Source organism: Niallia sp. FSL K6-0212, assembly GCF_038007605.1.
Taxonomy (GTDB): Bacteria; Bacillota; Bacilli; order Bacillales; family Cytobacillaceae; genus Niallia; species Niallia circulans.
Window position 1 is genome coordinate 3805042 of the sequence record NZ_JBBOXL010000001.1, and the last position, 22049, is coordinate 3827090.

Genomic DNA, 22049 nt, shown 5'->3' on the forward strand with positions numbered 1-22049 from the left:
CTATTCAATATTTAAAGATAAAGACATCTTTCCATTATCACGGAAAGAGGGATCTGCTACTTTTTCGACCATTATTTGACTATCTTTTACGTGAATTACAGAAACGCAGCAATTATCATGGTGTGGGTAATCAGCCATATTTAGCAGAGATTTAATGAAAAATCCAATCGTAACACCATGAGAGAAAACCAAAATATTGCCGCCTGTATCTTTATGCTTAGCAATAATATCGTCAACAGCCGCTCTTGTCCGCGCTAATAATTCAGTAAAGGATTCTCCATCTTGGACTTTGCTTTCCATATCTGTAAAGGAGAAGAGTCTTTCCACTATATCTCCATGCTGTGCGATAATGTCTGTCTGCAGCATTGCTTCTAACATTCCGAAATTCATTTCTTTTAATCTTGCATCTTTTGTTAATTGAATATTTCTATTACCAATAGCAAATTTTGCCGTATCTAACACTCTCTGACTATCACTGGCATAAGCAGCCTCAAAAGGTATATCTGATAAACCAGCACCAACCGATCTTGCTTGTAAAATCCCATTTTCTGTTAAAGGAGAATCACAAAACCCTTGCATTCTCTTTTCGATATTATATTGAGTCTCTCCATGTCTGATAAAATACAGTCTCAATTCCTTCTTCATTTGAAACTCCCTTCCTTTGCTTTATTTTTCACAGGATACTATCAAGAAAAGCGGAATCCTCATTCGCCTTTCATATTCTTCTTTTTGCAGAAAATTTTCTCGTTTTGGCATTCCTTCCCGTAAGTCGGTTATTTTAAAGCCTGCTTCTTTTAACAGTCGAAAATACTCCTCTATCGTGCGATGATATTTTACTACTTCCTCGTCTATCCATCGCTCAATTCTTTCTCCCATGGAAAAGTAATCATCGACAATCCAATTCGTTCTTTTTTTCGAGGAAACGGAACTTTCAAATGTAGAAAGACATAGAGGATGCTGCACACTAAAGATAAACTTACCATTATCATTTAACTGATCATATACACCCTGAAAAATTGGCTGTAAGTCTTTAATATAGTGAAATAATAAGCGTGAGACAACGATATCCACTTTGCTATTGGTAAATTTCCAATCCTCTAGTGTAGAATGGTAAACAGAAGCAGTTGTGCCATTTAAAAGATGGGAAGCTTCATCAAACATTCTCTTTGAACCTTCTATTCCTGTATAGCATGCTGCACCTTTTTCTAACAGTTCTATACCAAAACGAGCATCTCCACAACCTAAATCAAGGACAGATTTACCGTCTACTTCCCCTAATAGCTCATACAAAATAGGGCTTTCTATACTATTGTTGGGGCTTGTTTCTCGATTTCTTCTAGCCCGATAACTTTCAAAAAATTGTTCCTTATCGTATAAAGATGAACCTGTATATGCCATATCTCCACCTACTAAATTTCATGTAATTTTTTTACAAGCAAATCTACTAAAATAGCATAACCTTCTTCCCCAAAATGAAGACCATCATTATGTATACCTTTTAGTTTCTTCTGATAATCTTCTAAAGAGAGCATTTCAGTATAAAAATCAATAAAGTATGCTCCTGTTTCATTGGCAACTTCCTTAACTGCATTTGCATACCTTGCTAAAACCTCATTTGCCCTCGCAAACTGCAACGTTTCATCGACGGGAGCTGGCGTAATCAGAATAGCTTTGTCTGGATCAATTAATTGGACGATTCTCCTCCTATTTTTTCGATAGGTGGTAAGTCAATCATCTTATGAAAGGCTGCATCATTTGCACCAAATAAAATTGTTACTAAATCAGGCTGCTTCTGGATAACATCTGCTTCAATTCTATTTAATGCATCAACCGTGTTATTCCCATTTATTCCTGCATTGATTATTTCATAATGATCGATTGTATCTGCCAGCATGGCTGTCAAAACAGGTTCGTTTCTAGTTTCTCTCCCTGCGGTAATACTATCTCCAAAGCATATTAAAACAGGTATTTTTTCTCCCTCCTTCCTATAAGAATATTCAAACCACTTGCTTCTATCCTATTTTATACTAATTATAATGATTCGTCTTTTTCTTTTCATTGATTAGGGGAAATAAAAAATTACAAGTAGCAATTAGATTATTGCACAAATTACTTCTGCTGAAATTAACCTTTTCGCTCTGCTAATCTTTTTTCTACACGCTGAAATCCCCATTTCATAATCATTGGGACACAGAATAAGATAAACAACAATCGAAATAGCTGATACGTTGTGATAATCGGCAAGTTAGCATGAACAGATTGGCCAAGTACGGCCATTTCTGCCATTCCTCCTGGAGCTAACCCAATAAAAGCAGTCAATAATGAGATATCCTGATCTACACTTACTAAAATATAGCCAAGTACTAAAGAAAAAAGGACTAGTAAGGCAGAAGTTACTGTTACCACGCTTAAAAACTTTGCTTTGTTTTCGATATTACCAAATTTAATTTGTAAACCTAGATCAATACCTATCAATGTTTGCGCCACACATGCAAGAGTTGTCGGAATTGCAGGTACATCCATCCCAGCAATCGATATAGTTGCAACAAGAAGCATCGGACCAATCATAAACGGCGCTGGAAACTTCCACTTTTTTACTATGCTTGCAATTAAATAGCAAAAGAATAAGATCAAGAAAATGATCCAATGATAGCCCGGGCTTCCATTAGTGGATGTTACCGCTGCCACTCCTTGATTGCCATACAAAATCGGACTATATACGAGGAGTGGAACGAGAATCATGACAGATAAAATTCTACTTATTTGAATAACTGTAACGACAGTGAGATCAATTCCTTTTATTTCTGAACTAATCGCCACCATTTGAGATAGTCCCCCTGGGATACTGCCGGCAACAGTTGATTTTAAATTACTATGCGTTAATCTTGAGGTTATAAAGGCGAGAAGTATACTAAAGGCAAGCATAACAACCGTCATGAAAAGCATAGAGGGGAGATGGATCCCCATTTCAATAAGTGTCTGGCTGGTAAATTGTCTTCCAATGAGGTAGCCAATAACAAGGAGTCCGATATCTCGAAATGAGAAAGGTAATTTCGGAGAGATTTTGGCAAGCCGCACATAAAGGATCGTACTGAACATGGGGCCAAGCAGCCAAGACAGGGGAAGCTGGCATACTTGAAACACCCATCCTCCAAGTACAGCGCTTAAACATAAGAAAAGTAATAACATAATTTCGATCCCTTCATAAAGAAATAAGTACTTTCATTATACTACTTATTTCTCCTTAAAATGAAGAATCTCTTGTTTATTGGTGATTCGTTCCTTTATAACTAATTTCCTTCACTTTTACTTTTTCTAATACCCATTCTTCCTTTTTCCATATCCACCAAGTTTCTAAGTAACCAATCGTATCAACTGTCGCCAGTCCACTAATTCTTTGTTTCCCTTTCATCGCCGTTTGATTGTTAAATCGTGTTACTTTTAATTCAGAGAAAGGGGATAGAATTAATTCAGTTGGTTCATTTAATCTTCCTTTATGGTAAAGACCTAGTTTCTCATAATGGTTTCTCCGATCATACAAATCGAAAATATATGTTTTTTCTTTGTTTATTTTTATTTCAGCTTTATAGGCATCTTTAAACTGACTTTCAACCGATGCCAACTCTGGTTTTTCCAATTCTATTAAATGATTGCCTTGCAGTTGAAAGAAATAAAAGTTTTTTTCTGTCCCTCTTTCATTCGCAGAAACAGTAAGTAATATTTCTTTCTGATGATCATCATTTATATCGATTATATGTAATGTAGGATCAAATCCGCCTTCAACTGTTAGAGTGGCGCCCTTATCTTTTCCTTTCGTTACCTTCAGGGAAAATTCCTTAAAGAAATTACTATTTTCAGGCTGATCGGATGCATCTCCTTTTAATTGCACAATTTCTTCCTGCTCATCATTAGTTATATCAATTTTTTCTTCCAAAATTAATTTGTTTGTTTTATCTTCTTTTTCCATTGCATATACACCAGTAATAGCAGTTAAAGTCATCAAAAAGAAAGCACATAAAGCAACAAGCATTTCCCTTCTCATGCTAAAACCTCCCTCTGTCTTCTTACTTTTAGAGTGTCCTTTTTTGGTAAAATCATGTAAGAAAGGAAAAGAAAATTTAATAGAAGATTTTTGCATAAAGTAAAGCGCTATTATTAGAAGGTAAATGAGCTCTATCGTTCTTGATTTTCGTATTAAAAAAGCGGGGGTTGCTCGGATAAAGGCTGCTATTTTCAGTGGTATTATAAAAAGTAGTATTCATTTGTTTGATGAACGCTATTTTCACCGGCATTCTTCCCAAAAGTGGTTTTCTTTCATTCGATGAACGCTTTTTCCCCTTCGTTCTCTTCAATAGAGGTTTTCATCGCTTTTTCCTATATCCAAAACTTATTCATTTATAAAAAGAAGTTCCCGATTCGCAGGTTAACCTTGCGAATCAGAAACCTCTTATTCTAATATTATTTATACTTGCTCATCGCTAACTTTTTCTTCCCATAATTCAACAATTTTACCTGCTTCAGTTTCATCGATAATAAAGGATCCATTTGAATAGCGATCATTAAAACGAAGATCTGCTGTTTTCACCGATTCAATTTCGCCTTTTTCGGTTTGAATATAAATGGTATCTTGTGCCCCAGCTATTGTCATCCCAACAATTCGGTGTGGATTTGCTTTTAATTCTCGAAGCATAATCAAGCCTCGTTTTGCTCTTCCAGAAAACTCAAATTCAGTGAGTTTCATTTTTTTTATGGAACCGCGTTGCGTAATAATAACGACGCTTTCCTGCTGAGGATTTGTTATAACTTTACCAGCAACAACATAATCATTGTCTTTAAGATTAATACCTTTTACACCAGCTGCTCTTGCGCCAACGATATTGATTTCTTCTTCATGGAATCGTAAGGCATAGCCGATATGAGTTGCTATTAAAACTTCTTGTTTACCGTTTGTTAGGAAAACATCTACTACTTCGTCGTCTCCTTTTAGGTTAATAGCAACTAATGGTTTAGAGTAACGCTGTGCTTTATAGTTAATCAACTCTGTTTTCTTTGCCATACCATTTTTCGTAAAGAAAAGCAGATATTGAGTTTGTTCAAAATCTTTTATAGGCATCGCCTTAATAATCGATTCATCTCGGTCAATTGGTATAATATTGGAAATATGCTGACCGAGATCCTTCCAGCGTATATCTGGCAATTCGTGTACCGGTAAATAGAGATAATTGCCTTTGTCTGTAAACAATAACAAGACTTCAGTTGTGTTTACATCTATCTTAGCAAGTATTCTATCTGTATCTTTCATGCCAAAATCTTGGCCATTGCTCGCTGCATAAGAACGCTGGCTTGTGCGCTTAATATATCCATCTTTCGTTACAGTGACAATTACATCTTCACTCGCTATTAAGACTTCAAGATTGATTTTAATTTCTTCAATTTCATCTTGTATTAATGTACGTCTTTCACTAACAAAGCGTTTTTTTACGTCTTTTAGTTCTTTTTTAATAACCGAAAGCAATTTCTTTTCACTTGCTAGGATTGCCGTCCACTCTTCAATTTTTTTAGCCAACTCTGCCGCCTCTGCTTCTAATGCCGTTATATCTGTATTGGTTAAGCGGTATAACTGTAAAGACACAATTGCTTCTGCTTGAGGCTCAGTAAATTGAAAAGCAGCCATTAAGTTATTTTTCGCATCTCGTTTATCTTTTGATGCGCGGATCGTTGCTATAACCTCATCAAGAATAGATAATGCTTTAATTAATCCATCCACAATATGCTCTCGATCTTTAGCTTTTTGCAAGTCGAATTCAGTACGTCGTTTAATCGTTTCTTTTTGATGCTCGATATAAGCATCAAGTAAAGCGATAATTCCCATTAACTTTGGACGTTTATTATGAATGGCAACCATATTAAAGCTGTAGGTAATCTGTAGATCGGTATTTTTAAATAAGAAATTTAGAATTCCGTTTGCATCTACTTCTTTTTTTAACTCAATTACAATTCGCAATCCTGTACGATCCGTTTCATCTCTTACTTCTGCAATTCCTTCAACTTTACGATCCAAACGCAATTCATCAATCTTTTTCACAAGATTGCTTTTATTTAGCTCATAAGGAACCTCGGTAATGACAATTTGCTGCTTGCCGCCTCTTAATGTTTCAATTTCTGTTTTCCCGCGAACAATGATTTTCCCTTTACCAGTCTCATATGCCTTTTTAATGCCTTCTACTCCTTGGATAATACCACCAGTCGGAAAATCTGGACCTTTTATATGTTTCATAACGTCTTCCACTGTACAATTTGGTGAATCCATGCGCTCAATCACACCATCGATAACTTCTCCCAAATGATGTGGTGGTATATCTGTTGCATATCCTGCCGAGATACCTGTAGAACCATTCACTAACAAATTCGGAAATTTCGCTGGTAACACCGTTGGTTCATTGGATGTATCATCAAAGTTTGGAATGAAATCAACTGTTCTTTTTTCAATATCACGGAGTAACTCTGCAGAAATAGCCGATAATCTAGCCTCTGTATAACGCATAGCTGCCGGCGGATCCCCGTCAATACTACCGTTATTTCCGTGCATTTCAATTAGGACATTACGAACCTTCCATTCTTGACTCATTCTTACCATCGCATCATATACAGAAGAATCGCCGTGGGGATGGTAATTACCAATAACATTCCCGACTGTTTTTGCTGATTTACGGAAATGTTTATCATGTGTATTTCCTTCTTCATGCATCGCATAAAGAATACGACGCTGAACAGGCTTTAATCCATCTCTCGCATCCGGTAACGCCCGTTCTTGAATAATGTATTTACTATACCGTCCAAAACGATCACCGAGAACATCCTCTAAAGGTAAATCACGGTATTGCTCTAATGAACTCATGATGGACTCTCCTCCTCAGTGACCATAATATTTTCATTTTCGAGAATATTGCCTTCTTCTTCTAATCCAAATGCAACATTCGATTCAATCCATTTTCTACGTGGCTCAACCTTATCACCCATTAATGTTGTGACACGACGCTCTGCACGGGCCAGATCATCTATCTTAACTCGTATTAATGTTCTTGTTTCAGGATTCATCGTTGTTTCCCAAAGTTGATCGGCATTCATCTCGCCAAGACCTTTATACCTTTGCAAAATATAGCCTTTTCCCACTTTTTTAATGGTATCTTGCAAGTCATCATCACTCCATGAGTATTCAATGACTTCTTTTTTTCCAGAACCTTTACTAACCTTATACAATGGAGGTAAAGCGATATATACCTTACCTGCTTCTACTAGAGGTTTCATATAGCGATAGAAAAACGTTAATAGAAGAACTTGAATATGTGCACCGTCTGTATCAGCATCTGTCATGATGATGACTTTATCATAGTTTGAATCCTCTACTTTAAAGTCGGCTCCCACTCCAGCTCCAATCGCATGAATAATTGTGTTTATCTCTTCGTTTTTAAAGATATCTGCAAGCTTTGCTTTTTCTGTATTAATTACTTTTCCGCGCAATGGAAGAACAGCTTGAAAGCGGCGATCTCGCCCTTGTTTTGCGGAACCACCAGCAGAATCTCCTTCCACTAAATATAATTCATTTCTTTGTGGGTTTTTCGATTGGGCAGGAGTTAGCTTACCAGAAAGAACAGCCTCTCCACGTTTACGTTTTTTCCCGCTTCTTGCTTCTTCTCTTGCTTTTCGAGCAGCTTCTCTAGCTTGTGCCGCTTTAATCGATTTTTTAATTAAAAGGGAGCTGACTTCAGGATTTTCCTCAAAGAAATAAGCTAAGTGTTCAGAAACAACAGCATCCACAGCTGATCTTGCCTCACTTGTCCCTAATTTTCCTTTTGTCTGCCCTTCAAATTGTAATAAATCTTCCGGTACACGTACAGAAACGATAGCAGATAAACCTTCACGGATATCGGAACCATCCAAGTTTTTATCCTTTTCTTTCAGAAGATTAACTTTACGCGCATATTCGTTAAACATACGAGTCATGGCTGTTTTGGCCCCAGCTTCATGTGTCCCGCCATCCTTTGTGCGGACATTATTAACAAAGGACAAAACATTTTCTGAATAGCCATCGTTGAATTGAAAAGCATATTCCACTTCAATCCCGTTACTTTCGCCTTCAAGACTTACGACTGGATGCAAGGTATCTTTCTCTTCATTTAAATATTCAACAAATGCTTCTATTCCATTTTCATAATGGAAAACACCGTGCTCATTATTTCTTTCATCGATAATTTCAATTCTTAGCCCTTTTAATAAAAAGGCAGATTCTCTTAATCGTTCACAAAGCGTTTCATAATTATAAGTGGTTGTTGAAAATATCGCTGGATCTGGCTTAAAGTGAATCGTTGTTCCAGTTTGATTTGTTTTCCCGACTTTTTCTAGTGTGGTGACAGGTTTTCCGCCGTTTTCAAAACGTTGTTCATAAATAAAGCCATCGCGCTTGATCTTTACAACAACCCATTCTGATAATGCGTTCACAACAGAAGCACCTACACCATGTAAGCCGCCACTTGTTTTGTAACCGCCTTGTCCAAATTTTCCTCCAGCATGAAGAATGGTAAAGATAACTTCAGGAGTTGGCTTTCCAATCTTATGCATTCCAGTCGGCATTCCACGTCCTCTATCTTTGACACTAATGGAATTGTCGCGATGAATTTTTACAATAATTGCATCTCCATATCCAGCCAGTGCTTCATCGACTGCGTTATCTACAATTTCATATACAAGATGATGCAAACCTCTAGAATCTGTACTCCCGATATACATACCTGGACGTTTTCTGACAGCTTCTAAACCTTCTAACACCTGAATGGCATCATCATTATATTCGAATGCTTGCTGATTTTTTGCCACTGACATACCCCTTTCACTTCTACAAATCCGACATAGTATCTTTCTATGTATCATGTCGAACAATTGTTTATGTATTCGTCTAAAAAACGAATTATCCTCTAAGATTCAAAACATTTATCGGAAAATTGTTTATTAGGCAGTTAAGAATTTTTGTCACTTTCTTATATAAAGCTAATTTCTATCGTTAACAATAATTCTAAAACAGCCCTGCTTTTTATTAGACGAGTTTAAAAGAAGGCTTTTTCTACTAACCTTCTTTTTTCAAATTATCGAATTTTAATAAACAGTTGTTGATACCTGTCTGATTAAGAACATTTGTTCTCATTTCGTATTGTAGCACATATTCTCATTTTTCACGTTCAATTTCCATTTTATCTTTCGATTTTTTCCCGACAAAACCAATATTATACCAATAATGGCAAAAGCAAAAGATTTTTTTAAAGAGGATTTCCTCTTTTTATCTATATTATGTTAACACAGATTCTATGGAAAAACGAATAAGATTATAAATACTGTCTTCTTTTTTTTAAAATTGATAACGTTTTAACCACTCAAACAAACAGTCTTTATAGGATAAATGCTATTCTATTACAAACGACAAAGCAGAATGATTAGTGACAACCATTCTGCTTTGTCGTTTCCTATTTTGTCATCGCATGTTCTACTTTAATGCAGCGATCCATGATTACCGTATAGCCTTTTTCTGTTAGATCATGAAATGTTTCTTCATGTACAAGCCCCAATTGAGCCCAAAATACATCTGCATCTATTTTTTCAAAGTCAGCTGCAACCTCTGGTAAGAATTCCGATCTTCTAAATACATTAACAATATCAACATGTCCCTCGATATCTGTTAATTGCTTAACTGCTTTTACACCTAGCACTTCGTCCACCGTTGGATTTACGGGGATAATTTCATATCCTGCCTTTTGCATTGCCTCTGAAACCATATAGGATGTTCTGGAAGGATTATCGCTTAAGCCAACTACCGCAATTTTTTTCGCTTTTTTTAAAATTTTTCCAATTTCTTCTCGACTTGGATTTTCAATTGTCATTAAAATCGCTCCTTTTCCAATTCATTTCTAGTATATTTCCCCAAAGAGGGAAGAAAAAACGATGGAAAGCATAATAGAATACACTATAACAATAGCAAATTTTTCCACACTTCAAAAGAAAATTGCATTATTTACAAAGATTTATTCCTACCTAAAGTTTTTAGCAATATCTAAACATCTGCAGGGATCATTTTCAAATAATACCTTAAATCTCCCCACTTATCATTCTAATAAATGCTCGCAAGACTTATATCGGTTCCCAGAAAGCACGCTTTTCCATTGTTTTATATTGAACACTGAAGCAATATTATTCATTATAATTCCCTCTATCCCTTCCAAAATAGTTACTCTAAAAACAATGTGCTTCCATTTTTTAATTCATTATCGCTTCTTTTTAAAACAAAATTGGTATTTATTACTAGCCTTTTTCCTTTGTTTTTTTAGAAAAAAAAAGTAGAAACATCCAGCGAAAAAAATATTTTCAAAAGTTACTTATATACTGCTTATCCCTGCCGATATAGTAGTGTAAATATTATTTTAACTTAAAGGAGAAATCTGCTTGAAACTACTAAAAATCTAAATATTACCAAGAAACTTTTTATCATTATTTTAGTAAGTGCCCTTTCTCTGGGAACTATTGGATACACGGGATTGCACTACATTAAAGATATGGCAAAAGATTCACAAGAAATGTATGAGAAAAGTTTAATACCGATATCCAATCTTATGCAGATGAGAATTAACACAAGAGCTAGTAATGGCTACACTTTAGAGCTCTTACTTACTACTGATTCAGCCAAAAACAAACAATTAAATGATCAGTTAACAGCTACATCTCAAGAAACGGATCAGCTGTTGTCTGAATTTTTAAAAGAAAACTTAACAAGCGAGGAAAAAGAGCTTGTTACCGTATATAACGAAGAAATGCAAAAGTTAAATGATGCAAGAAAAGATGTTATCTCACTTGCCTTACAAAATAAAAATGAAGAAGCCTACCGTATTTTTACAACTGATGTTGAGGAATATAGAATCAAAGTAAATGACACTCTTACAGCGCTTCAAAACTTAAAAGCTTCTTCTGCAGAAGCTACTTATAAAGAAAACTTAGATAGTGTACAAAAAATTACTATTTTTGTCTTTATCATTAGTATTGTTGCTCTCATTCTCTTATTATTTATTAGTCTTATTATCAGTCGTATGATTGTAAGACCAGTAAAACAAATAAAAGATTTGTTATTTAAAGCAGAACAAGGAGACTTTACAGTAAAAGGAACCTATCAATCAAAAGATGAAATAGGTGAACTAACTACCTCTTTCAACCGAATGACGGAGAAACTCCGAAATGTATTTAGCACTGTTCAGGAATCCTCACAGCATGTAGCGTCTGCATCGGAAGAACTTAGTGCAAGTGCAGAACAAAATAGCAGTGCAAGTGAGCATATAAGCCTGACTATTCAAGAATTAGCAACTGGCTCTGAAACACAAGTAATGAAGGTAAAAGAAAGCAATCAAGTCATCACAACAATCTCGGAACATACAAATTCAATTGCTGCACATACGGAAAAAATGTCTGAAAACGTTAAGCATGCATCTGAAGTGTCGACAGAAGGCAACGAAGCTATTCAACAAGTAAATAAGCAAATGAATTCGATATACTTAAACGTTAATAGTCTTTCAGATGCAATAAGCATTTTAAATGAACGTTCAACCGAAATTGGCCAAATCACGGATGTTATTACCGGAATCTCAGCCCAAACAAACCTGTTAGCTTTAAATGCAGCTATCGAAGCTGCTAGAGCTGGTGAGCACGGAAAAGGATTTGCGGTTGTTGCCGACGAAGTAAGAAAACTTGCAGAAGAATCAACGGCCTCTACCGAAAATATTGCGAAGCTAATCCACATGATCCAAAAGGATACTGAGCAAACCATTGAAACAATGAAAAAAGCTTCCAACGAAGTTCAATCTGGATTAGATATTGTGCAGATTGCCGGAAACTCTTTTCAAAAAATTGAAATAGCTGTAAAGAATGTAGTTGGTCAAATCGAAGAAATATCGAAAGCCTTAGTGAAATTTACAGAAGGTACAGACATTATTAACCATACAATTTACGAAGTAAGTGATGTTGCGATTGAATCCGCAAATAGGACACAAAATATATCTGCAGCAACCCAACAACAGCTTGCTTCTATGGAGGAAATTTCCTCTTCTTCCTTATCTCTTGCAAAATTAGCTGAAGAGTTACAAACAATAGTTAATTTATTTAAGATATAAAATGCTATCAAAAACCACTTTCCTTTGTATGGGAAAGTGGTTTTTAAGCATTACTTATTGTTCTTTTTTCTCTAAAGATAAAGCAGACCATGCTGCTTCATTAGCAAAGGTACGCGACCAACTCGCAAGTCCAGCTAAGTTATACTTTTCGACTAATTCTGCTCTCTTCGTTAAAGATAATTCATCTTCCAGCCAAATTTTAAAGGTTGATTTCGTTTTTTTATCATAATATTCCCCATAATTTTGACCGCTCGCTTCATCATAGGTAGGAGTAACTTTATGTTCTTTTAACCACTCCTCCACACTTTCCATCGAAAGTGATTTAGAGGATAATTCTCCATTTTCTTTTTCTTCCCATAGTCGCGCATATAATGGTACTCCGAGGACAAGCTTATCATTTGGAACAATGTCAAGTAATGTTTCTAAATTTGCTTCAACCCATGGAAAACTTGCCACACTTCCAGGATTCGGGCTTGTTGCCCAATGCTCATCATATGCCATTACAACAAGATAATCGACAATCTCAGCTAAATGGTCTCGCTGTAAGAATGCTGAATAATTTCCGCCAGCTATAAACGTTATATCCATTGACACAGTCAGACCCGCATCATGTAAATAAGGTGTAGCTTCTCTCACAAATTGGGTGATATATTTGCCATCTTCTTCCCGAACATTTTCAATATCAATGTTAATTCCATCTAAATCGTACATTTCACTATAGACTAAGAGTTGTCTAATCACCGTTTGCCTTTTCTGATAGTCTTTGAATACTTCGTGTGTTTTATCAGGATCAAAATCATTAGAAAACAATCCCCACACTTGATAGTCTTGTTTATGCGCCCAATTAACATAAGCTTTTGAGCCTAAATTACTAACATTACCATCATTCCCCTTCAGTTTAAACCAAGTTGGGGATACAACATTTACACCGTGCATTTTTGAAATCTTTGAAGTATCTGGATTTCTTGAATAAACAGCTTCCCATGTTAATTGGATTGGTCCATTGACCTTCTTCAATTTAGGTTCTTTCTGTTCTAATTCAACTTCAACAACCTCTGATTTCCCTTTATCTACATATTGCTTTTTTACAAACCCAGCAATTCCATTCGCTTTTCTTACAAAATAAAAATCATCTACATCTTTTTCAATTGTTACATGCTCACCAGGTGCTAATTCCCCTGTGTAAGGAGATCGTAATGCAGCCTCTGAACGCAATCTGGTGAAATCCTTTCTAACTTTTTTCGTAGTAAATATTCCACTTGCTCTTTCTTGTCCATTTTCCTCTAAAAGCACCACATGGTCATCCTCTACTAAAGTGTATTGGATTGGATAAAAGCTTGCTAATGGATCTAAGGCCAAGTAAACTGTTCCATTCTCATCTCTTAATGGATGAAAGGAAAGTTTAGTGTTTTTATTATTTACATAATAGGAAACAGAATCGGACGGAAATTGGATCACTTTATCTTTAGTCGTTACAATAACGGAATTACTATTCTCATCAAAAGTGATACTTTCATCTATTTTTTCCTGCCAAATATTTAGCGGCAAATAAACCGTCCCCTTGTCTATAATGGCATTGCCGACTTGTTCTCCATTTAATAATACAGGATTTTCCCCTTTGAAATAATCCACCTTATCCTTATTGCCAAATGGGTAAAACATTAGCATAATGAAAGATATAGCGACTATTAATGCCGCTATGATAATACCGCCAATTAATTTTCTCTTTGTTGGCTTTTTTTGAAATGAATAATTTATTTCTGTCATTTTTACCTCCTTGAAGTAGTCCCTGCAAACGGATTCTATCAAAATCTAGACGATTTTCGAATGATAATAGTTTCATATTAACACAGAATTCGACAAAAAATAGAACCATCCAAACGGAAGGATGGCTCCCTTACTTAAGTTCTATAAAGTTATTACTAGTTCAGGAATACGGTATACATCCATTCTTTTTTCGATTCTCTACTCCTATGTCTTTTTCTATTCTAAATCTTTTAAATTTATCTTTTTAACAGAAAAAGAAAAGAAAACACTGATAATCACATAGTAAATACCTAAAATAGCAAAACAGTCTGTTGCAACTACGATTAGTTCTTTCTGCAGCATGATATATCTCCAACCGAAAGAACTAAGCAAAAATATTAATGGAAAAAATAAGAATAAAAGGATGAATATAAAATTTCTCTTATTATTCATTACCAATTCTCACCTCACTTCTGGAAGTACCTCTTAATATGCTTATCAATACCTTATTTATTGTACTCAAGGAAGGTTTTCCTATATCCATAAAATGACCGGAAGCCTTTGCTTTCATAATAAGTATTAGAAGTACTGCTAGCAAGCATTTCCACTCTGGTTAAGGGGTATTTACTATGTACATAGTATAAGAGTGCTTTCCCAAGACCAATCCCTCTATAGTTCGGATCAACGAGTAATTCGCAAATAAACAAAGTAATCGAACGATCGGTAATACCTCTAATATAGCCTATTAATTGATCATTAAGAGTAGCGACATAGGCAGCATTCGAATGATTCCAGGCAGACTTAGTATCTTCTTTATTCTCTACTAAGTTAGTCCAGTGTTCGAGTTTGTTTAATTCATGAATCGATTGGAAATCATCTTCTTTATATGGACGAATTTGAATAGCTAACCCATTTTTTAAATTAATCACTTTCACACACCTACTTTTCTAATTTTTAAATATTATAGTGGTCATTGGCGTATTGCAATCTTTCATTATTAAAAATCTGATTTTCCCTTTTGGAATATTGTACCATATGATAAGAAAAGACGCTCCTAAAGGAACGTCTCAGACCGTCGACAAACTCCTAATTCAGTAATTAGGAGTTTGTCTTAGTTTATAAATATGCATCTTTTAAATAAGAGTTGATTTCCGCTGCAGGGGTTCGCTTTCCGCGGGGCTCGCGCTGAGCCGCTTCGGCCTAAGGCCTGCAGGGTCTCAGACTGTCTCGCAGATCCCACAGGAGTCTCACCCCTTCCACTCCAATCAATGCATAATAATTCCATTTGCATTTCCTAAATTCCTTTTGTCAACAAGCTGAGACGCTCCTAAAGGAACGTCTTCTTTTGTACTCTTTAATTTTTAGAAACACCATTTACAGGTCGATCAAGTACAATACGCGGAGCAGAAACTACTAAAAGAACAAGAATAATCGAACATAAAATAGTTGCTCCTAAGTAGGAACCACCGTTTACAATCAAGGAATTGATAAATGGTGACATACCTTCTGGTGCAAATTTTGCCCATACAGTTACACCTGCAATGAAATGCCAAATATAGCGAGTAAACCCACCAACAACCACTGCCAAAATAATTAAGCCAGTCGCTAATCCTTTTTGTTCCGTTTTTAAAGCATTTTGAATTGAGGAAGCAAATAGTCCAGCAAAGCCAATACAAGCAAATGCAACTAAATATTCTAAAATTACTTGCCAGAATGTTAAAGCTTGTAAATCAAAAACTATTTGCAGTAGTCCCCATAAAAATCCTGCACTTGCACTAGCTTTAAAGCCCCAGCGAAATGCGACGATAAAAATAGGTACCATGGCAAAAGAAATCGAAGTATTAAATATTGGGATAGATGGCAATAAATCAAGGATAAGTGCAATTGCCGCCATGATTGCCACTTCTATCATGACAACTAATTTCATATTTTTCATAAAAAAATCTCCTTTTTCTGCAGACCAAAAGGAGAACTAACGCGCGAAATGAATAATATAGCAATACTATATAAACTCTTCCCACATTCCTACGTTAGAATTAACTAACAGGTTCGAAGGGTCAGATCGATTGATCACTCTCAGCATTACGCTCCCCTTGTGGTTTGCTTTTTATCAAATTACATTTATTATAACATAGATTCTCCTTATAAATAGACGTTTTCCTTAAATAAAATTCAGACGTTAATATTTATAGCATCAATAATGAGATTTTTAAACTGTTTGGGTTATGTTCATTTGTTTTTTAGAATTTGTTTCCTTTTTAACAACATAACCCATTAATAACAAGCCTAATATCCCAAATGAGAATAATCCTAAAGACATCGTTAAGGCAGAAATTTGGGTGCTTATAGTAATTGCTAAGCCAGCTACTATCATCTGTCCTTGACCAATCAATCCATTCAGAGCTAAATAAGAGCTACGGTAATTTTCATTCACTAAATCTGCAAGGATGCTTTGATTAATCGGAACATACATCAATTCGCCTATTGAAATAAACAGCATCATCATAATAAGCCATAATGGTGACGAGATATAGGTTAGGATACAATAACTAACCACAAATAAACACATTCCTATAAAATATTGCTTATTGTCCGATATTTTTTTCATCATCCATGTAACAATACCTACACAAAAAACTACCAGTATAGTATTTTCCGCATGAAGAATTCCCACCATATTGATACCATTTACAGGAAGGATTCCAAAAAGGTTAGTATCTTGCATTGTATCTCTTAAATGAATGGCAATATAATTTGTTAAGTGGCTCTCAAGAGAGAAGATAAGGAAGCAGGAAAGTAAATAAATCATAAAAGTCCGGTCTTTCCAGACATGAAGATAATTAGACCAAATAGTAAATTTAGATTTATTGTCGCTCCTTAAAAATTTATTTTTCATAAGAGATTCTTTAATAAATACATAGGTAACTAAGCTTGATCCAAGTGACACAATACCAACTAATAGGAAGAAATAGAAATGATAGTCAATAAAGAAAAATGCTCCTGTGATAGTACCAAGTGCGGTTGCTAAATTTGCTAGCCAATACATCGCTGTAAAAACAAATTTCCGTTGCTCTGCCAATACTAAATCATGAATCATTGCTGTAGATGCAGGGAAAAACATGCCATTAAAAAATAAATTAATCATAAATAAACCAGCGCTTATATATGGTAGATTAATCCATGGTGAATTAAAGACTGCAATAAAAAGATAGGTTATTCCTATGCCCGCTTCTGCTATTATCATCATTTTTCTTCTCCCGATTCTGTCTGCCAAGTAGCCGCCGATTAATGCGCCAACTATACCAGAGAGAATGACTATGATGACAATTACTCCTGTTAGCGTTGATCCGATTAGTGAGCTAAAATAAACAGATATATAAGGGATGATTGCACTTGATGTTAAAGAAGTAACAAACTGTAAATACATGCGGATACGAAGGGAAATATGTAATTGCTAAATGTTTTCATCGGCATATTCCCCTTCCATACCAAATAAACGGTAAGCTTGATTTGTAAATGTGCTTGTAAACATAGCATGCGCATGATCTGAATAGGTTAACCGAGCTCCCATTAGGAAAGCCAGATATCCATACCCCACCTCTTTGGAGTTACTTTTTGGCAAGAAGCCTTTTTCCATTCCTATATGAACAATTTCTTGAATATAAACTAAAAATAGTTCAACAAATTCATCTAATGCATGAATTTCAGCGAATCTATCTGGCTGCCCAATCACATATTGCACAATACGAAGTTCTTTTTCGGACTCCATGAATAAATTCAGATGTTTTTGAATGATATATTTAAGTTTTTCTTCAGTTAAATCAGTAAGTTCATTTTTGGTTTCATTTATTATCTCCTTAAATAATTGGAGAGGTCTATTTACACATTCTGTAAACAAAGTTTCTTTATTTTCATAATAAGTAAATACCGTTCCAAAACTAACACCTGCTTCTGCAGCAATATCCTTAATGGTTGTTTTACTAAAACCGTTATGTGAAAACAACTTTAAAGCAGCTTGGTAAATATCTTCTTTTTTTGTTCAGATCTTGGTTTAGCCATTTGAATTCCCCACTTCTTAAATGATTGATTAATCAATCATATTATATAAAAGAAAATATTGGTAGTCAAACTCTTTTTGTGAAATTTTCAAACTATTTATCCCCTTACTAAAAACTCCCTTATTAAGGGAGTGAAGTAAATGTATGCCGCTCGTTGCTGCCGCTTATATCGTAAACAAATCTTTCACCTGTAATTTATTTCTTCTTAATGATTGATATTCACAAGAGAAAGGCTTTGTTACATAGTCCCTTACCCATTCATCTTGGTATTTTAGAATCTTTTTAATAGCCTCCACTATATAGTATACTTCTGCGTTGCTCATTGTAGGATGTAAGGATATTCGCACCCACCCTGGTTTATGGGAAAAATCTCCTTCTTGTATTTCTTTGCTTATTGCTTTGGAATATTCCTTTGTAATTGGTAGTAAATAATGTCCGTATGGACCAGCACACGAACAGCCGCCCCTTACTTGTATACCAAAGCGATCATTCAATAATTGTACGACTAAATCATAATGAATATCTTCACAAATAAACGAGATAATGCCTAACCTATCTTCATTTTCTCCTTCTAGTATGCGAACTCTATTGATTTTCTTCAGTTCTGACATAGCTAATTGAATTAACTCCTTCTCTCTAGCCGCTATTCTTTCTATTCCCATTTCTTCTTTTAGTTGTATACATAACGCTATTTTAATCGCTTGTAAAAATCCTGGCGTTCCCCCATCTTCCCGTTCTTCATCCTCTTTTTTGTAGAGGATATCTCCCCACTCATTCGTAAAATCAACGGTTCCCCCTCCTGGCTGATCCGGTATACTGGAATAAATAAGCTTCTTTGACATCACTAGCACTCCGCTTGTTCCCGGTCCACCTAGAAATTTATGAGGTGAAAAATAAATAGCATCTAATCGTTCCTCTTTATTATCAGGATGCATATTCATTTCTACATAAGGAGCTGATGCCGCAAAGTCAACAAAGCAATAGCCTTTATACTTATGCATTATTTTTGCCAGCTCGTGGTAATTTGTTTTCCTTCCAGTAACATTAGAGCATGCTGTAAATGCCCCTATTTTTAATGGGATGTCCTTATATTGCTCTAGCAAAGATTCTAAATGTTCCTTGTTGACATCCCCATTGTCATTTGGCTTAATCATTATGACATCTGCATTTGTCTCCAGCCATGATAAATAATTAGAATGATGTTCCATATGAGTGACAAATACTACAGCAATTTTCTCCTTTTTCGCACATGCACAGCTATTCTTTAAACCTATTATTCTTTGTAATTTATTAACAACCCCTGTCATACCAAATCCATCGAATAAAATAATGTCATTTTCGTCTGCATGAACATGCTTTTTGATAATTCGCTTTGCTTCCTTATATGCCTTAGTCATATAAGTACCTGTAATATTTGATTCCGTATGTGTATTAGCAACATAAGGACCTAATTTATTGATAATCTTCTCTTCAATAGTCTTATATAATCTGCCGCTTGCCGTCCAATCCGCATATAGCAGCTGCTGCGTTCCATAAGGTGTAGAAAAGGTTACATTATTGCCAATGATATTATGCTTAATTTTTGAAAAATAATGTTCTAATTTAGTATGATATTGGTAGACAGACTCACCAACTTTAATTCTAATCAATTTAAATATCCCCTTTCTCTCTCCTTCTTTAACCTATGTCAAAATAAGAAGAGAGGTTATTGCATTTCGGATAGTTTGAAAAAAATTCATAAGAAGGATGGAACATATATGATGATTACCTTGCCTGATTATGCACTTGACTATATGGAGAACTTAAATCAATCTGGACGAAGCAAACTTACATTAAAACAGTACGAATCTGATTTAAAGAAATTTTTCAGCTGGCTTTCTACATACAAGGAAAATACTAAATTTGAAACAATAAAGGCATTAGGAGCTGATGACATTCGCGCTTACTTTCATTATTTAAAGGAAAAGCAACTGTCACAGGCAACAATACGCCGTCTGGCATCTGTCCTTAGCAGACTAATGATGTACCATCAATGTGTTTGTGCCCATGAAATTCATAAACTAGCTGAAGCTGCCCCATTGCGTTCCCTGACTACAAAAGATTTTATTACAAGTGAAGAATATAATAAATTATTGCAAAATCTGCTGACAAAGGATTTTGAAGGAACCAAAAAATCGGCTCGAAACTATCTGCTGACAAGAAATTGGACAATTGTGGCTTTATTAAAAACTTTTGGCCTGACACCTCTCGATATACATAGTATTGAAATGAAAGATGTAAACTTAGCACAAGGAGAACTAACTCTGCATAGAGAGGATAATGCGTTCCTTCTCGCCATTCCAAGTGATATTCTGACAAAATTACGAGCATACTACTTTTCCATTCCGGAAGTCCTTCGACCAAAATATTATTCTAATGATCCTGTGTTTGTCGCCTTTAACAATATTTCTTATTCTTTTCAATATGATTATGATCGACAAAAACCAAAAGCTCTGTCTGTCCGCGCTATTCAAGAAATGATTAAAGATGAAGTAAGTAGAGCAGGTTTACGTAAAATTTCTGCAGTCAATTTTCGCAATGCTGCTATATTAAAAGAACTAGCATTAGGAGTGAGCGATGAGAAGGTAATGCACCAATTTCATTTAACAAGTGAAGCTGCACTTAGAAGGTATAAACAATATTTGCAAAATAAAATCAATAGTTAAATAGAAAAAAGCTGGACCTCCAATATAAAAGGTGGTCCAGCTTTTTCTTCGTTATTGCTGTGTCGCATCATTTTCTTCCCAATACACCTTTGAGAATACGTCAGCAAATGCTGCAATGCTGCGGTTCAATTCTCCTTGCGTATTGTCTATCCCACCTACTTCAAGTAGGATAGCACGGTCAGAAAAGTTCTGATTGTATACTCCGTTTCCTAGATCCTTTCCTTTTAAAAATACGCCTCTAGATATACCTGGATATTTCTTTTTTAATTCTGCATGAAGTTTTTCTGCAAATTCCTGATTCTTTTCATAACCTTTATTAGCAGCGCCAATAATAAATAATAATTTTGCATAGTTCTTGCCATCTATAGTAGCAGTCGTTGTCTCCCTTCTTGCGGAGTCACGATGAATATCGATTAAATAATTTAAATGTTTATTTTCACTGACTGCAGCTGCAACCACATCTTTTGCCATCACATATGAAGATGCATAGCCCCATCCTCTATCTAATAGCTTTTGGTTAATATTTGTTTTATCTAATTGCACGCCAATCCCTTCATCTTGCAATAGACTACTTAATTTATTACTTAATCCAACTACATTAGCCCGTTCATCTGAGCTGACTGCTTCATTTTCATTTGCATTCTTTAAAAGTGGTAGATAGGCTTCTAGATTATGAGTATTGTAGACCAACACTGTTTTATTTTTTGGAGTAGTAACTGGTGCTTTGTTATCTGAAGGCTTTTCTTCCTTCTCCACTTTTTCTTCATCTACTTCTTTAGGATTTTTCATAAGCTCTTCGGATGGTGTTGACTCAAACGGAAGATTAGCAAGACTTGTCCCTTCTTCTGCGACAACTATTTCAGTATGAAAAAAAGTCAAAGCAGGTAGTTCTCTTCCTAAAAGTGTGCGCGTGTCATCTAAACGAATATTAGTGGCAATTTGAAAAAGAATATTTCCGATTGAAAGTCCCTTTCCATCTGATTTTGGAAAAAGATGATTTTCACTATGAAATATTTCTGTATAAATTTCCGTTGTATTTACAGATTTTAAGATATTGGCAACATTATCAGAAGTTAATTTAAAGGAAAAAATAGAGGTCGTGATTCCCGCAATAAGGATAAACATTAGGATGATTCCTAATATTGTTGTGTTCAAATATTGGATTAATGTACGTGTTTTGGAGGTTTGCATATAGGTACATCCCCTTTCTCCTTATAGATATATGTCTATTTACTAGAAAATAGTCTTGTAATCTATGAAATATTTGATAGGGAATTGTAATTATTTTAAGGAGGATTTATAAATTTTTTTATTATTTTGGATGCGTAAAATTTATGATA

General features: G+C 35.1%; 19 protein-coding genes and 1 riboswitch. Of the genes, 2 read left to right on the plus strand and 17 right to left on the minus strand.

Annotation, left to right across the window (positions count from 1 at the left end):
- The 9 genes from MHH96_RS18085 to MHH96_RS18125 all read right to left on the minus strand — a co-directional run bounded on the left by MHH96_RS18085 (window position 1) and on the right by MHH96_RS18125 (window position 9929).
- Window positions 1–645, minus strand: coding sequence for a histidine phosphatase family protein (locus MHH96_RS18085; protein ID WP_053215577.1), 645 nt, complete (start codon window positions 643–645; stop codon window positions 1–3).
- A 21-nt stretch (window positions 646–666) separates the two neighbouring features.
- Entirely contained in the window at window positions 667–1398 is a 732-nt protein-coding gene (locus MHH96_RS18090; protein ID WP_061796196.1) for a class I SAM-dependent DNA methyltransferase, read from the minus strand.
- Window positions 1399–1409: 11 nt separating this feature from the next.
- Window positions 1410–1697, minus strand: coding sequence for a GDSL-type esterase/lipase family protein (locus MHH96_RS18095; RefSeq protein ID WP_328004410.1), 288 nt, complete (start codon window positions 1695–1697; stop codon window positions 1410–1412).
- Window positions 1685–1903, minus strand: a complete 219-nt coding sequence (locus tag MHH96_RS18100; RefSeq protein WP_268874775.1) for an SGNH/GDSL hydrolase family protein — start codon at window positions 1901–1903, stop codon at window positions 1685–1687. The genes MHH96_RS18095 and MHH96_RS18100 overlap by 13 nt, the downstream gene beginning before the upstream one ends.
- A 221-nt stretch (window positions 1904–2124) precedes the next feature.
- A complete protein-coding gene (locus MHH96_RS18105; RefSeq protein ID WP_341117809.1) occupies window positions 2125–3189 on the minus strand; it encodes an AbrB family transcriptional regulator in 1065 nt (354 codons plus the stop codon).
- 76 nt (window positions 3190–3265) lie between these two features.
- Window positions 3266–4042, minus strand: coding sequence for a hypothetical protein (locus MHH96_RS18110; protein WP_047940644.1), 777 nt, complete (start codon window positions 4040–4042; stop codon window positions 3266–3268).
- A 420-nt stretch (window positions 4043–4462) separates the two neighbouring features.
- Window positions 4463–6898: a DNA topoisomerase IV subunit A gene (gene parC / locus MHH96_RS18115; protein ID WP_095321566.1), complete on the minus strand. Its 2436-nt coding sequence runs from the start codon at window positions 6896–6898 to the stop codon at window positions 4463–4465.
- Window positions 6895–8874 carry a DNA topoisomerase IV subunit B gene (gene parE / locus MHH96_RS18120; RefSeq protein ID WP_047940642.1) on the minus strand — a complete coding sequence of 660 codons (1980 nt, stop codon included), beginning with the start codon at window positions 8872–8874 and terminating at the stop codon, window positions 6895–6897. Before parE ends, parC begins: the two co-directional genes overlap by 4 nt.
- 641 nt (window positions 8875–9515) lie before the next feature.
- On the minus strand, window positions 9516–9929 hold the full coding sequence (locus tag MHH96_RS18125; RefSeq protein ID WP_061796204.1) for a CoA-binding protein: 414 nt from the start codon (window positions 9927–9929) through the stop codon (window positions 9516–9518).
- Between the two features lie 582 nt (window positions 9930–10511).
- Here MHH96_RS18125 and MHH96_RS18130 point away from each other — a divergent pair.
- On the plus strand, window positions 10512–12200 hold the full coding sequence (locus MHH96_RS18130; protein ID WP_268874787.1) for a methyl-accepting chemotaxis protein: 1689 nt from the start codon (window positions 10512–10514) through the stop codon (window positions 12198–12200).
- Window positions 12201–12254: 54 nt separating this feature from the next.
- Here MHH96_RS18130 and MHH96_RS18135 read toward each other — a convergent pair whose 3' ends face one another.
- From MHH96_RS18135 to MHH96_RS18165, 7 genes are all read right to left on the minus strand, one after another.
- On the minus strand, window positions 12255–13967 hold the full coding sequence (locus MHH96_RS18135) for a glycosyl hydrolase family 18 protein (protein WP_047940639.1): 1713 nt from the start codon (window positions 13965–13967) through the stop codon (window positions 12255–12257).
- A 216-nt stretch (window positions 13968–14183) separates the two neighbouring features.
- Complete coding sequence (locus MHH96_RS18140; RefSeq protein ID WP_268874776.1) at window positions 14184–14309, minus strand: hypothetical protein; 126 nt, start codon at window positions 14307–14309, stop codon at window positions 14184–14186.
- A gap of 143 nt (window positions 14310–14452) precedes the next feature.
- Entirely contained in the window at window positions 14453–14875 is a 423-nt protein-coding gene (locus MHH96_RS18145) for a GNAT family N-acetyltransferase (RefSeq protein WP_047940638.1), read from the minus strand.
- Between the two features lie 425 nt (window positions 14876–15300).
- On the minus strand, window positions 15301–15882 hold the full coding sequence (thiT, locus tag MHH96_RS18150; protein WP_047940637.1) for an energy-coupled thiamine transporter ThiT: 582 nt from the start codon (window positions 15880–15882) through the stop codon (window positions 15301–15303).
- 69 nt (window positions 15883–15951) lie between these two features.
- A riboswitch (TPP riboswitch) is annotated at window positions 15952–16050 on the minus strand.
- Window positions 16051–16155: 105 nt separating this feature from the next.
- Window positions 16156–17373 carry an MFS transporter gene (locus MHH96_RS18155; protein ID WP_341117813.1) on the minus strand — a complete coding sequence of 406 codons (1218 nt, stop codon included), beginning with the start codon at window positions 17371–17373 and terminating at the stop codon, window positions 16156–16158.
- A gap of 27 nt (window positions 17374–17400) precedes the next feature.
- Window positions 17401–17970 carry a TetR/AcrR family transcriptional regulator gene (locus MHH96_RS18160; RefSeq protein WP_341118132.1) on the minus strand — a complete coding sequence of 190 codons (570 nt, stop codon included), beginning with the start codon at window positions 17968–17970 and terminating at the stop codon, window positions 17401–17403.
- Between the two features lie 198 nt (window positions 17971–18168).
- Window positions 18169–19653, minus strand: coding sequence for an aminotransferase class V-fold PLP-dependent enzyme (locus MHH96_RS18165; protein WP_047940634.1), 1485 nt, complete (start codon window positions 19651–19653; stop codon window positions 18169–18171).
- 108 nt (window positions 19654–19761) lie between these two features.
- Here MHH96_RS18165 and MHH96_RS18170 point away from each other — a divergent pair, with 108 nt between their 5' ends.
- Window positions 19762–20709 carry a tyrosine-type recombinase/integrase gene (locus MHH96_RS18170; RefSeq protein WP_341117815.1) on the plus strand — a complete coding sequence of 316 codons (948 nt, stop codon included), beginning with the start codon at window positions 19762–19764 and terminating at the stop codon, window positions 20707–20709.
- Between the two features lie 51 nt (window positions 20710–20760).
- Here the strand turns inward: MHH96_RS18170 and spoIIP are convergent, their stop codons facing one another.
- A complete protein-coding gene (gene spoIIP / locus MHH96_RS18175; RefSeq protein WP_144546391.1) occupies window positions 20761–21900 on the minus strand; it encodes a stage II sporulation protein P in 1140 nt (379 codons plus the stop codon).
- Window positions 21901–22049: the final 149 nt, after the last annotated feature.

Bases quoted from the DNA above. Each gene is read 5' to 3' on its own strand.
- parC (WP_095321566.1), bottom strand. From the start codon at position 6,898: ATGAGTTCATTAGAGCAATACCGTGATTTACCTTTAGAGGATGTTCTC.
- MHH96_RS18110 (WP_047940644.1), bottom strand. From the start codon at position 4,042: ATGAGAAGGGAAATGCTTGTTGCTTTATGTGCTTTCTTTTTGATGACT.
- MHH96_RS18170 (WP_341117815.1), top strand. From the start codon at position 19,762: ATGATGATTACCTTGCCTGATTATGCACTTGACTATATGGAGAACTTA.
- MHH96_RS18125 (WP_061796204.1), bottom strand. From the start codon at position 9,929: ATGACAATTGAAAATCCAAGTCGAGAAGAAATTGGAAAAATTTTAAAA.
- MHH96_RS18155 (WP_341117813.1), bottom strand. From the start codon at position 17,373: ATGTATTTACAGTTTGTTACTTCTTTAACATCAAGTGCAATCATCCCT.
- MHH96_RS18105 (WP_341117809.1), bottom strand. From the start codon at position 3,189: ATGTTATTACTTTTCTTATGTTTAAGCGCTGTACTTGGAGGATGGGTG.
- MHH96_RS18135 (WP_047940639.1), bottom strand. From the start codon at position 13,967: ATGACAGAAATAAATTATTCATTTCAAAAAAAGCCAACAAAGAGAAAA.
- spoIIP (WP_144546391.1), bottom strand. From the start codon at position 21,900: ATGCAAACCTCCAAAACACGTACATTAATCCAATATTTGAACACAACA.
- MHH96_RS18085 (WP_053215577.1), bottom strand. From the start codon at position 645: ATGAAGAAGGAATTGAGACTGTATTTTATCAGACATGGAGAGACTCAA.
- MHH96_RS18090 (WP_061796196.1), bottom strand. From the start codon at position 1,398: ATGGCATATACAGGTTCATCTTTATACGATAAGGAACAATTTTTTGAA.
- MHH96_RS18140 (WP_268874776.1), bottom strand. From the start codon at position 14,309: ATGCTGCAGAAAGAACTAATCGTAGTTGCAACAGACTGTTTTGCTATT.
- thiT (WP_047940637.1), bottom strand. From the start codon at position 15,882: ATGAAAAATATGAAATTAGTTGTCATGATAGAAGTGGCAATCATGGCG.